General features: G+C 66.1%; 8 protein-coding genes, 4 tRNA genes and 2 rRNA genes (1 of these 14 only partly in view). 11 read left to right on the top strand and 3 right to left on the bottom strand.

Features of this window, described 5'->3' with window-relative positions; translation table 11 throughout:
- From IGS68_RS05765 to IGS68_RS05790, 6 genes are all read left to right on the top strand, one after another.
- Positions 1-2,099 (top strand): 23S ribosomal RNA (locus tag IGS68_RS05765); it begins 667 nt to the left of the window's first position.
- Positions 2,100-2,227: 128 nt separating this feature from the next.
- Positions 2,228-2,342, top strand: a 5S ribosomal RNA gene (gene rrf, locus IGS68_RS05770).
- Between the two features lie 351 nt (positions 2,343-2,693).
- A tRNA-Gly gene (locus tag IGS68_RS05775) sits at positions 2,694-2,768 on the top strand.
- Positions 2,769-2,870: 102 nt separating this feature from the next.
- A tRNA-Ala gene (locus IGS68_RS05780) sits at positions 2,871-2,946 on the top strand.
- A 38-nt stretch (positions 2,947-2,984) separates the two neighbouring features.
- A tRNA-Tyr gene (locus tag IGS68_RS05785) sits at positions 2,985-3,070 on the top strand.
- Between the two features lie 493 nt (positions 3,071-3,563).
- Positions 3,564-4,928, top strand: a complete 1,365-nt coding sequence (locus tag IGS68_RS05790) for a ribonuclease J (RefSeq protein ID WP_247881195.1) — start codon at positions 3,564-3,566, stop codon at positions 4,926-4,928.
- A 67-nt stretch (positions 4,929-4,995) separates the two neighbouring features.
- Here IGS68_RS05790 and IGS68_RS05795 read toward each other — a convergent pair.
- Positions 4,996-5,071: transfer RNA gene (locus IGS68_RS05795), tRNA-Ala, on the bottom strand.
- A 138-nt stretch (positions 5,072-5,209) separates the two neighbouring features.
- Complete coding sequence (locus tag IGS68_RS05800) at positions 5,210-5,602, bottom strand: TIGR02300 family protein (protein ID WP_201078030.1); 393 nt, start codon at positions 5,600-5,602, stop codon at positions 5,210-5,212.
- Positions 5,603-5,792: 190 nt separating this feature from the next.
- Between IGS68_RS05800 and aroA the strand changes: the two genes are divergently transcribed.
- The 4 genes from aroA (at position 5,793) to IGS68_RS05820 (ending at position 10,262) form a co-directional block, all read left to right on the top strand.
- Positions 5,793-7,130: a 3-phosphoshikimate 1-carboxyvinyltransferase gene (gene aroA, locus IGS68_RS05805; protein ID WP_201078032.1), complete on the top strand. Its 1,338-nt coding sequence runs from the start codon at positions 5,793-5,795 to the stop codon at positions 7,128-7,130.
- 61 nt (positions 7,131-7,191) lie between these two features.
- Positions 7,192-7,857, top strand: coding sequence for a (d)CMP kinase (gene cmk / locus IGS68_RS05810; RefSeq protein WP_201081121.1), 666 nt, complete (start codon positions 7,192-7,194; stop codon positions 7,855-7,857).
- Positions 7,858-7,995: 138 nt separating this feature from the next.
- Entirely contained in the window at positions 7,996-9,720 is a 1,725-nt protein-coding gene (gene rpsA, locus IGS68_RS05815) for a 30S ribosomal protein S1 (RefSeq protein ID WP_201078034.1), read from the top strand.
- Positions 9,721-9,875: 155 nt separating this feature from the next.
- A complete protein-coding gene (locus IGS68_RS05820; RefSeq protein ID WP_201078036.1) occupies positions 9,876-10,262 on the top strand; it encodes a hypothetical protein in 387 nt (128 codons plus the stop codon).
- A 187-nt stretch (positions 10,263-10,449) separates the two neighbouring features.
- Here IGS68_RS05820 and IGS68_RS05825 read toward each other — a convergent pair whose 3' ends face one another.
- Complete coding sequence (locus IGS68_RS05825) at positions 10,450-11,079, bottom strand: glutathione S-transferase family protein (protein WP_201078038.1); 630 nt, start codon at positions 11,077-11,079, stop codon at positions 10,450-10,452.
- Positions 11,080-11,292: 213 nt separating this feature from the next.
- Between IGS68_RS05825 and IGS68_RS05830 the strand changes: the two genes are divergently transcribed.
- Positions 11,293-12,105: an SDR family NAD(P)-dependent oxidoreductase gene (locus tag IGS68_RS05830; RefSeq protein ID WP_201078040.1), complete on the top strand. Its 813-nt coding sequence runs from the start codon at positions 11,293-11,295 to the stop codon at positions 12,103-12,105.
- The last annotated feature ends 31 nt before the right edge of the window (positions 12,106-12,136 follow it).

The following is a 12,136-nucleotide window of genomic DNA, read 5'->3' on the forward strand; positions in this document are numbered from 1 at the left end:
ACCCGAAACCTGATGATCTAGCCATGGGCAGGTTGAAGGTGCGGTAACACGCACTGGAGGACCGAACTCACGCCTGTTGAAAAAGTCGGAGATGACCTGTGGCTAGGGGTGAAAGGCCAATCAAATCAGGAAATAGCTGGTTCTCCGCGAAAGCTATTTAGGTAGCGCGTCGGATGGTTGCCCACGGGGGTAGAGCACTGGATGGGCTAGGGGGCCTCACCGCTTACCAAACCTAACCAAACTCCGAATACCGTGGAGCACAGTCCGGCAGACAGACGGTCGGTGCTAAGGTCGATCGTCAAGAGGGAAACAGCCCAGACCGCCAGCTAAGGTCCCCAAGTGGTGGCTAAGTGGGAAAGGATGTGGGAAGGCCATGACAACCAGGAGGTTGGCTTAGAAGCAGCCATCCTTTAAAGAAAGCGTAATAGCTCACTGGTCTAGACAAGCCGGCCTGCGCCGAAAATGTACCGGGGCTCAAGCCACCCACCGAAGCTGCGGGTGCCGGGATCTTCGATCCCAGCGCGGTAGCGGAGCGTTGCCTAGGCCGATGAAGGGCGCCCGTGAGGTCGCCTGGAGGTATGGCAAGTGAGAATGCTGACATGAGTAGCGACAAAGAGTGTGAGAAACACTCTCGCCGGAAGTCCAAGGGTTCCTGCGCACGGTTAATCCGCGCAGGGTGAGCCGGCCCCTAAGGCGAGGCCGAAAGGCGTAGTCGATGGGAACCTGGTTAATATTCCAGGGCCTGGCAGAGGTGACGAATCCCGAAGTGCGTACGGCCTTATCGGATTGGCCGTGCGCTGGAGGGGTTCCTGGAAACAGCCCTGCCATACAGACCGTACCCGAAACCGACACAGGTGGACAGGTAGAGCATACCCAGGCGCTTGAGAGAATGGTGTTGAAGGAACTCGGCAAATTACCCTCGTAACTTCGGGAGAAGAGGGCCCCGTTCCCGCGCAAGCGGGGGCGGGGGGCACAGACCAGGGGGTGGCGACTGTTTACTAAAAACACAGGGCTCTGCGAAGTCTGGCATGACGACGTATAGGGTCTGACGCCTGCCCGGTGCCGGAAGGTTAAAGGGAGGGGTGCAAGCTCCGAACTGAAGCCCCGGTAAACGGCGGCCGTAACTATAACGGTCCTAAGGTAGCGAAATTCCTTGTCGGGTAAGTTCCGACCTGCACGAATGGCGTAACGACTTCCCCGCTGTCTCCAACACCAACTCAGCGAAATTGAATTCTCCGTGAAGATGCGGAGTACCCGCGGTCAGACGGAAAGACCCCGTGCACCTTTACTCCAGCTTTGCAGTGGTGCCAGGGTTCCCATGTGTAGGATAGGTGGGAGGCTATGAACCGCAGGCGCCAGCTTGCGCGGAGCCATCCTTGAAATACCACCCTTGGGATCTCTGGCATCTAACCGCGCTCCCTGAACCGGGAGCCGGGACCCTGCATGGCGGGGAGTTTGACTGGGGCGGTCGCCTCCCAAAGAGTAACGGAGGCGCGCGAAGGTTGGCTCAGAGCGGTCGGAAATCGCTCGACGAGTGCAATGGCATAAGCCAGCCTGACTGCGAGACCGACAAGTCGAGCAGAGACGAAAGTCGGCCATAGTGATCCGGTGGTCCCGCGTGGAAGGGCCATCGCTCAACGGATAAAAGGTACGCCGGGGATAACAGGCTGATCTCCCCCAAGAGTCCACATCGACGGGGAGGTTTGGCACCTCGATGTCGGCTCATCACATCCTGGGGCTGGAGCAGGTCCCAAGGGTTCGGCTGTTCGCCGATTAAAGTGGTACGTGAGCTGGGTTTAGAACGTCGTGAGACAGTTCGGTCCCTATCTGCCGTGGGTGTCGGAGTGCTGAGAGGCGCTGTCCCTAGTACGAGAGGACCGGGATGGACGCACCTCTGGTGTACCGGTTGTGGCGCCAGCCGCATCGCCGGGTAGCTAAGTGCGGACGGGATAACCGCTGAAAGCATCTAAGCGGGAAACCCCCCTCAAAACAAGCACTCCCCTTAGAGCCGGGATAGACCATCCCGTCGATAGGAGGCGTGTGGAAGCGCGGCAACGCGTGAAGCTAAGCCTTACTAATCGCTCGACCGGCTTGATCCCGACCGAGCGCTCCGGACGCCATACGCAGCGGCAAGGCCGCAGGCGGCGGTCCATCGAAACATGCATCACTTCCGTCCAAGGTCACTTGAACTCATCCTCCGCAGCCCGGCGCCCCTGCGCCTGGCCGACCTGGTGGTCATAGCGAGGGGCCCGCACCCGATCCCATCCCGAACTCGGCCGTGAAAACCCTCCGCGCCAATGGTACTGCGTCTCAAGACGTGGGAGAGTAGGTCGCCGCCAGGTCCGCCAGACGCAGAGTCCCGTCGGTCTGTTGAGCAAAACGGTTGAAAAATTTACCTTTTGAAACAGGTAATCAACTAGGATGATGTCGGCGCCCCCGGTTAGGGATGCCGGCGTCAGGATACCCGGATCCACAGTTGCCCATATCAGGAACTGGAAGCGCGGGGACCCCGGGAGGGAACGAAGCTCCGGCCCATCGGCTCGAGTGGAACCGATCGGGGACCGGGAACAGGAATGCCCGGTAGGAAAGGCGCCCGTCCGGGCGCGCCGGCTAGCCGGCAGGCAGAGCCTCTTCCGAACACATCATTTTCATCACCGTTCCCCCCGGGGGGAGGGTGATCCGAACACAGGTTTGCGGGCGTAGCTCAGGGGTAGAGCACAACCTTGCCAAGGTTGGGGTCGAGGGTTCGAATCCCTTCGCCCGCTCCATCGTTCTTCTGTCCGGTCCTAAGGACCAGCCGCCACGCAAGTCGGCGCCGGAGTGGGGCAGGGGACGAGACAGCGGAACGACACGATACTTACCAGAGACATGGGGCCATAGCTCAGCTGGGAGAGCGCTACAATGGCATTGTAGAGGTCAGCGGTTCGATCCCGCTTGGCTCCACCATCACACCACCCCCTCGCGGGTTCAGGCAAGTTCCATCCGGAGGGGTGGCCGAGTGGTTAAAGGCAGCAGACTGTAAATCTGCCCGCGACAGCGTACGCTGGTTCGAATCCAGCCCCCTCCACCATGACAGATCAGAGCACCCGGTTCCTCGGATCGCATCGCTTGGCGGTGCCGGTCAGAGTAGCCGGGTTTTTCGTTTTTCCGATTTGCTTTCCGTCGGCAACGGCTGCGCCGGAGCGATACCGGGCGCGCCGCCGCCTTTCGACGGCCGCAGGCCATTTCAGAATTCCAGTGGGCGCGCCGAGCCGGTGCGTCGTTTCAAACCGGTCCGGACCATTCCGAGGGGTTTTCCATCCCATTCCGGACGCAAGCAAGAAAGAACAAGCTGTATGAGAAGTCCAAGGGATCGCCGCAGGTCGCGGACATCCACCCTATCCGTCAGAAGTGCCCAGGATCTCGGCGTCGGGGAACCGCCGGTTTCCACGGCTCCCGTCGCCCCGGCAAGACCCTCCAGGAAGTCCCGCGCTTCCGCTTCGGCCTCCGCTCCCGTCCGCGGCCCCGTGCCGCGTGCCGATGAAATAATCTTCCTCCCGCTCGGCGGCTGCAACCGCATCGGCATGAACATGACCCTCTATGGTCATGCCGGCAAATGGCTGATCGTCGATGCCGGTGTCGCCTTCGCCGGCGACGACATGCCCGAGATACAGTCCTTCATGGCCGATCCGGCCTTCATCGAGGAGCGTATGGACGATGTCGTGGGGCTCGTGGTCACCCATGCCCACGAGGACCATGTCGGCGCCATCCATCATCTCTGGCCGCGCCTGAGCTGCCCCATCTACGCGACCCCGTTCGCCACCCACCTGATCCGGGAACGGCTGAAGGAGGTCGGGGCCGCGCGCGCCGTCCAGGTCAATACCATGCCGATCGGCGGCCGTCTCAAGATCGGTCCTTTCGATATCGAGACGATCGCGGTGACCCATTCCGTTCCGGAGCCGATCTCGCTGGCGATCCGGACGAAGGCGGGCAACCTGCTTCACACCGGCGATTGGAAGTTCGATCCGGAACCCCTGGTCGGGGCTTCCACCGATTTCGCCGCGCTCAAGCGTTTCGGCGATGAAGGCGTGCTCGCCATGGTGTGCGACAGCACCAACGCCCAGGTCGAAGGCACCACCGGCTCCGAAGGCCAAGCCCGCGCCGGCCTGATCGAGGCGTTCCGCGGCCGCAAGGGCGCCATCGCGGTGACCTGCTTCGCCAGCAACGTGGCACGGATGAAGGCCGTCGCGGAAGCCGCCGCCGCCAACGACCGCAAGGTGGTGCTGGCCGGGCGCTCGCTGCTCCGGATGGAGAAGGCGGCGCGCGCCTGCGGCTACCTGGACGGCCTCCCCCCCTTCCTGAGCCTGTCCGAGGCGGCATCGGTGCCGCGCCGGAACCTTGTCCTGATCTGCACCGGCAGCCAGGGGGAGGAGCGGTCCGCCCTGAGCAAGATCGCCCGGGCTGAGCACCGCTCGCTGGCCCTGCACCGCGGCGACACCGTGATGTTCTCCGCCCGCACGATCCCCGGCAATGAGGATGCGATCGAGGCGATCTACAAGCTGCTCGCGAACATGGGCGTCAAGGTCGTGACCCCGTCCGACGCGCCGATCCACGTGTCCGGTCATCCGGCGCGCGGCGACCTCACCCGCATGTACGAGCTGATCCGGCCACGCTTCGCGGTGCCGGTCCATGGCGAGATCCACCACCTGGAGGCCCATGCCCGGCTTGCCCGGAGCTGCGGCGTCGAGCGGGCGCTGGTGCCGGAGGACGGCGACGTCATCCGCCTCGCCGATAGCGGCACCGCCGTGGTCGGCCACATCGAGCCGCACCGGCTGGTCAACGACGGCCAGTTCCTGCTGCCCTGGGCCGGCTCGGTCGAGGCGACCTTCGGCATCCGGGCGGAGCAGCGCGCCGACCGCAACGCCGCGAAATCCGCCTTCGCGGCCTGACCCCGCCAAGACGACGCATAAAGAAGAAGCCCCCGACCACTGCCGTGGTCGGGGGCTTCTTTCGTTTTGGTGGAGCCAAGCGGGATCGAACCGCTGACCTCTACAATGCCATTGTAGCGCTCTCCCAGCTGAGCTATGGCCCCGATCTCTTGAAGTCCGGCGCGTCGCCTTCAGTGGGGGCTGGGTGCCCCCGGCTTCGCGGTGCCGGGGACTATCCTCAAACCGACCCCGTCATTCAAGTGAAAAATTCGCCTCCACTCGAAATTCTTCGCCGGCCCGCCTCAGCGCTCCTCGTCCTCGCCCTCGACGTCGACGACCTCGCCCATGTCGTCCTCGTCGCCCAGCTCGGAGGCGTCCTCGAGCAGGACATCGTCCTCCTCCTGGACCGTCTCGTCGGCATCCTCGTCCAGGTCGTCGACCGCGGCCTCGTCGTCGGTCTCCTCCATCTCGCCGTCGGCGGCGTCCACCGTCTCCTCCTCGTCCTCCGTGTCGGCGGGGGCCTTCTTGACCACCTCCTCGACGGGAGCGGGGCGGGCGCGGCGCGACTTCAGCAGCGCCTCGGGATCGAAGGTCGTGCCGCAGCTCGGGCAAACCGGCGGGTCTTTACGGAGGTCGTAATAGCGCGCCCCGCAATTGGGGCAGATGCGTTTGGTTCCCCACTCAGGTTTCGCCACGCCTTATCCTCCGGTCTCATCACGGTATCTATTGGTCAAAGCACGCCCCTCTGCCATGCCGCCACGCTGAAGTCAAAATCTAATTGACGATGCGCGCGGCAGGCTCGTTTCGGCCGCCCCTTACCCCTGGCGCGCATCTATGCTAGGAACCGGCCACCCATCCGCCGTCAGCCAGAGGGAAGCAACAGGCATGGCGCCCAGGCCGCTCCAGTCCGTCCAAACCGGCCCCTTGTCCGGGACCGTCCGGGTTCCGGGCGACAAGTCGATCTCGCACCGGGCGCTCATGTTCGGGGCGCTTGCCGTCGGGGAGACGACCATCCACGGCCTGTTGACCGGGGAGGACGTGCTGCACACCGCGGCGGCGATGCGGGCGCTCGGCGCCGACATCGTCCGGGACGACCAGGGCGTCTGGCGGGTGCGAGGCGTCGGAGTCGGCGGCCTGGTCGAGTCGTCCCGGGTGCTCGACATGGGCAACAGCGGAACCGCGGCGCGCCTGATGATGGGACTTGTGTCCACCCATCCGATCACGACCTTCTTCACCGGCGACGCCAGCCTGACCAAGCGCCCCATGGCGCGGGTCAGCACGCCGCTGGAGCAGATGGGCGCCAGCTTCGTCTGCCGGTCCGGCGGACGCCTGCCGCTCGCCGTGATCGGGACGGAGAACCCCGTGCCGATCACCTACCGCTTGCCGGTCGCTTCCGCCCAGGTCAAGTCGGCGATCCTGCTGGCCGGCCTGAACACCCCGGGCGTCACCACGGTGATCGAGGCGGAACCGACCCGCGACCATTCCGAGCTTATGCTGGCCCATTTCGGCGCGACCGTCACCACCGAGCGGATCGAGGGCGGGGCCCTCGCGGTCTCCATCACGGGGGAGCCGGAGATCACGGGCAAGACCGTGAACGTGCCGGCCGATCCCAGCTCGGCCGCCTTCCTGGCCGTGGCCGCGCTGATCCGGCCGGGCTCCGACGTGACCCTGACCGACGTCGGCATGAACCCGCGCCGTACCGGCCTGTACGACACGCTGGTGGAGATGGGCGCCGACATCACCTTCCTGAACCGCCGCGACCAGGCTGGCGAGCCGGTCGCCGACCTGCGGGTGCGGTCCAGCGCCCTGACGGGCGTCGCCGTCCCGCCCGACCGCGCGCCGTCGATGATCGACGAATACCCGATCCTGGCCATGGCGGCCGCCTGCGCCGAGGGGACGACGACCATGCACGGCGTCGCCGAGCTGCGCGTGAAGGAGAGCGACCGGCTCGCCATGGTGGCCGATGGGCTGCATGCCTGCGGCGTGCGCGTGGAAGCCGGGCAGGACAGCCTGACGGTCCATGGCGGCGGCGGCCCGCCCGGCGGGGCGACGGTGGCGACCGCCATGGACCACCGCATCGCCATGAGCTTCCTGGTGCTCGGCATGGCGTCCGCCCGGCCGGTCGCGGTGGACGATTCCGGCTTCATCGACACCAGCTTCCCCGGCTTCGTGGACTTGATGAACGGCCTCGGGGGGCGCATCTCCGCTCCCGAGGCGCGCTGACCGGACAGTATTGAACAGATAGATCAGAGGGTATTCCATGCCTGAAGCCGCGCACGGGGCCCTGGTGGTCGCGATCGACGGACCGGCGGCCAGCGGCAAGGGCACGCTGGCCCGCCGGCTGGCCGACCTGCTGCATTTCGCCCATCTGGACACCGGCTCGCTCTACCGGGCGGTCGGCCTAGCGGTGATCCGCGCCGGCGGGGATCCCGGCGACGCCGCCGCCGCGACCGCCGCGGCCCGCGCGCTCCATCCCGAGACCACGCCGCGGGTGCTGGCCGATCCGGCGCTGCGCGGCGACGAGATCGCCGCCGCCGCGTCGAAGGTGGCGGTCGTGCCGGAGGTGCGGGCGGCCCTGCTGGCGTTCCAGCGCGGCTTCGCCTCCAACCCGCCCGGTGGGGCGCGGGGCGCGGTGCTGGACGGCCGGGACATCGGGACCATCGTATGCCCCGACGCCGACGCCAAGCTGTTCGTCACCGCCTCGGTCGAGGCGCGGGCCGAGCGGCGTTTGAAAGAGTTGCGGGATCGCGGCGTCGCCGTTATATATGCAGCCGTCCTGGAGGACATGAAGGAACGAGATGCGCGCGACAGCCAGCGAGCGGTAGCCCCGCTCAAACCGGCTGCCGACGCATTTTTGCTTGACACCTCGTCGATGGATGCCGATCAGGCGCTGGACGCGGCGATGACCTTCATCTGCTCCAAAACCGGCCTCTCCGATCATTGTGCGTAGGCCTGCTGCCGAGCCAGCCGTCCAGGATGGAATTCAAAGTCGCCGGGCATGAGGTCCGGCGCGGCGGTCCCCTTACCGTTTCAACCATCGGATGCCGACGGTTCGGGGGGCGCTATATGATCAACCCAAGGAGTTTCAATGGCACAAGCAGCAGCTAGATCCGAGAGCATGGGCGGCATGGAAAGCTTCGCCGCGCTGCTCGAGGAGTCGCTCGGCACCAGCGACAGCCTGGAAGGTACCGTCGTCAAAGGCCGTATCATCGCGATCGAGAACGATAACGTGCTGATCGACGTCGGTCTGAAGTCGGAAGGCCGCGTTGCCCTCAAGGAATTCGGCGGACCCGGCGGCAATGCCGAGTTGAAGCCTGGCGACACCGTCGAGGTCTATCTCGAGCGGATGGAAGACAAGAACGGCGAGGCCGTCCTGTCCCGCGAGAAGGCCAAGCGCGAGGAAGCCTGGACGCTGCTGGAGAAGTCGTTCAACGATCAGTCCCGCGTCACCGGCGTGATCTTCGGGCGGGTCAAGGGCGGCTTCACCGTGGATCTCTCCGGCGCCGTGGCGTTCCTGCCGGGCAGCCAGGTGGACATCCGTCCGGTCCGCGACATTTCCCCGCTGCTGGGCACCCCCCAGCCGTTCCAGATCCTGAAGATGGACCGCTCGCGCGGCAACATCGTGGTGTCCCGCCGCGCCGTGCTCGAAGAGAGCCGCGCCGAGGCCCGCTCGGAGCTGGTCGCCAACCTCAAGGAAGGCCAGGTCCTCCAGGGCGTCGTCAAGAACATCACCGATTACGGCGCGTTCGTCGATCTCGGCGGCGTCGACGGCCTGCTGCACGTCACCGACATCGCGTGGCGCCGCATCAACCATCCGTCGGAAGCCCTCCAGATCGGCCAGACGGTCACCGTCCAGGTCATCCGCTTCAACCCGGAGACCCAGCGCATCAGCCTCGGCATGAAGCAGCTGGAAGCCGATCCGTGGGAAGGCGTCGAGGCGAAGTACCCGGTCGGGGCCAAGTTCAAGGGCCGCGTCACCAACATCACCGACTACGGCGCCTTCGTGGAGCTGGAGCCGGGGATCGAGGGCCTGGTCCACGTCTCCGAGATGTCCTGGACCAAGAAGAACGTCCACCCCGGCAAGATCGTCTCGACCTCCCAGGAAGTCGAGGTCATGGTGCTGGACGTGGATCCGCAGAAGCGCCGCATCAGCCTGGGCCTCAAGCAGTGCCTGGACAACCCCTGGGAGTCGTTCGTCGACAAGTTCCCGGCGGGCACCGAGCTGGAAGGCGAGGTCAAGAACATCACCGAATTCGGCCTGTTCGTCGGTCTGCCCGGCGATATCGACGGCATGGTCCACATGTCCGATATCGACTGGAACAAGTCGGGCGAGGAAGCCATCGCCGAGTTCAAGAAGGGTGATCAGGTCAAAGTCAAGGTTCTCGACGTCGACGTCGAGAAGGAACGGATCAGCCTGGGCATCAAGCAGCTCTCCTCGGACCCGTTCGAGAGCGCCGCTGCCGGCCTGAAGAAGGGCGACGTCGTCACCTGCACCGTCACCGCCATCACCGACGGCGGCATCGAGGTCGCGGTGGCCGACGGCTTCCAGGGCTTCATCCGCAAGTCCGACCTGTCGCGCGAGCGTTCCGAGCAGCGCCCGGACCGTTTCGCGGTCGGCGAGAAGGTCGACGCCAAGGTCACCCAGGTCGATCGCGGCGGCCGCCGCATCAGCCTGTCGATCAAGGCGAAGGAAGTGGAAGAAGAGAAGCAGGCCATGCAGGAGTTCGGGTCGTCCGACTCCGGCGCGAGCCTGGGCGACATCCTGGGTGCGGCCCTGCGCCGCGCCCAGAGCAAGGAGCAGAGCGACGAGTAATCTCCGTCGCGCTGATCCGGGCTTCCGGTCGAAAGGGCCGCCGCGGGCAACCGCGGCGGCCCTTCTCTTTGGGGGAAGGCGGCTGGGGGGAACCCCGCGGGTCGAAGGTCTGTTGGGAGCGGCACGAACCGTTCAACAGACCGGAGGCCCGAGCCATGGCAGACGACAAGAACACCGCGACCACCGGCCGCGACGCCCCGATCGATGACCCTGGCCGCGAGGTCGAGGTCAGCAAGGAGGACCGCGCGCAGGGTGTTGTTTCCCAGCGCGAGACCAGCATCCTGGGCAATGCCGGGGTGGCGGAGGAAGCCGGTCTGGCGGGTACCGGCGCCGGCCGGTCGCGTCTGGAAGGCGCGCAGGGCTCCGGCTCCAGCACCACCGCCACCCCCGGAACGCCCGGCCCGGAGAACAACGAGGGCACCGTGTCGGGAACGACCGGTCTGGGCGTGGGCGGAACGACGCCGGGCACCTCGCCGGAGGTCGCCGCAGGTGCGGGCGGTGCCGGCGCCCGGCCGGACGCGGACGACAAGGTAGAGCGCTGAACGGGCCACAGATGAACGACGATGGATAAAGATGCTGCCAGCGGAATCTTTGCCCATCGCTGTTCATTAGTGGCCCAATCCATCACCGCCCCGCCACATACGTTGCCGGGCCGGCAATGCGGCCCCGGCATCTTCATATAGGAAAAATGTCGTAAAAGTCTAGGGTTTTCGTCCTGGAGCGCTCGCCTCAGCGGTATCCTTCCTCCCGGAGGACGCGGTGGACGGCGGGGCGGGCGCGCATCCGGTGGTAATGGGCGCGGCAGTTGGGCGGCAGCTCGATGGCGGTCTTGTCGGCCCAGAACTCCACATAGAACAGGGCGGCGTCGGCGATGGAGAAGGCGCCGGCGACATAGTCCTTGCCCTCCAGCACCCTGTCCATAAGGCCGAGGCCCTTGGCTGCGATCTCCCGCCCGCGGGCCTGGACGGCATCGTGGGCGGACGGGTCGGGGGCGGACGGGTCGGGGGTGAAGCTCGATGTCGTGAAGATACGGGCGAAGCCCTGCATGTGGATGGTGCCGACCACATAATCCATCACCTCCATCACCAGCGCGTCGCCGTCGGGATCGCCAGGCATCAGCCGGGCGCGCGGGTTGGTGCGGGCCAGCCAGTAGGCGATGGCCTGGAACTCGGTCAGGGCGGTGCCGTCGTCGCGCAGCAGCGTCGGGATGGTGGATTTGGGATTGATCGCGACATAGTCGGGCTTGAACTGGTCGCCGGCCGGCAGATTGACGATCGCCGCCTCGAACGGGTTGTCGATCTCCTCCAGCAGGATGTGGATGCCGGTCGAGCACGAACCGGGCGTCATGTAGAGCCTCATCGGACACTCCCGCGGAAGAAGGGAAGGGGCGGCGGAAACGGTAGCACGCCGCCGGCCGCTACAGCCGTCGCACAGTGTCGCGGGGACTGTCGCGGAAGGGGGCGGCGGCTGCTCGGGGACTTCGGGGCAAGTCGCTGCGGGGACAGGGTTTTTTCCGGAGGCGGAAATCTGGTGCGGCGTTTGCTTGGATGCCCCGGGCAAAGGAGGAACGCCATGCCAACGAAAATCCAAGGAAAAAGCATCATCGTCACCGGAGCCGGGCGCGGGATCGGCGCGGAGATCGCGCGGGGCCTCGCCGCCGACGGAGCGAAACTGACCGTCGCCGATCTGTCGGAGGAGAACGCCCACGCGGTCGCCGGGTCGATCCGGGAGGCCGGCGGCACCGCCGTCGCCGTCGCCGTGGACGTGCGGGACCGGAGCAGCGTGCGCGCCATGATCGGGGAGACGGTGCGCGCCCATGGCCGGCTCGACGTGATCTTCAACAATGCCGGCGTCGCCCAGACCAAGCCGTTCCTGGACATCACCGAGGAGGACTGGCGCTTCGTCAACGACGTCAACGCGCTGGGCGTGCTGATCGGCATGCAGGAGGCGATCCGCCAGATGCAGGCCCAGGCGCGGGACGGTACCGGGACCGGCAAGGGCGGCGGCAAGATCGTCAACACCGCGTCGATCGCGGGCAAGCAGGGCTACGAGCCGCTGGCCCACTACTCCGCCAGCAAGTTCGCCGTGGTGGCGCTGACCCAGGCCGCCGCGCGGGCGTTCGGCAAGGACGGCATCACCGCCAACGCGATCTGCCCCGGCGTGGTGGCGACCGACATGTGGAAGGTGATCGACGGCGGCTTCCGCGAGCACGGGCTGACCAGCCGCGACAACGAGGCGTTCGAGACCTTCGCCGGCATCGCGGTGCTCGGCCGGCCCTCGGCGCCCCAGGATCTGGTCGGCGTCGCCCGCTTCCTGGCGTCGTCCGACAGCGACTTCATGACGGGCCAGTCGCTGCTGGTGGATGGCGGCATGGTCTTCGTCTAGGGCCTTGCCCGATCAGGTCGGGTCGCCGCGG

This window comes from Skermanella sp. TT6 (assembly GCF_016653635.2).
Taxonomy (GTDB): domain Bacteria; phylum Pseudomonadota; class Alphaproteobacteria; order Azospirillales; family Azospirillaceae; genus Skermanella; species Skermanella cutis.

Coding starts and splice junctions, on each gene's coding strand:
- IGS68_RS05790 (WP_247881195.1), top strand. CDS start 3,564: ATGAACATGACCCTCTATGGTCATGCCGGCAAATGGCTGATCGTCGAT.
- aroA (WP_201078032.1), top strand. CDS start 5,793: ATGGCGCCCAGGCCGCTCCAGTCCGTCCAAACCGGCCCCTTGTCCGGG.
- rpsA (WP_201078034.1), top strand. CDS start 7,996: ATGGCACAAGCAGCAGCTAGATCCGAGAGCATGGGCGGCATGGAAAGC.
- IGS68_RS05820 (WP_201078036.1), top strand. CDS start 9,876: ATGGCAGACGACAAGAACACCGCGACCACCGGCCGCGACGCCCCGATC.
- IGS68_RS05825 (WP_201078038.1), bottom strand. CDS start 11,079: ATGAGGCTCTACATGACGCCCGGTTCGTGCTCGACCGGCATCCACATC.
- IGS68_RS05830 (WP_201078040.1), top strand. CDS start 11,293: ATGCCAACGAAAATCCAAGGAAAAAGCATCATCGTCACCGGAGCCGGG.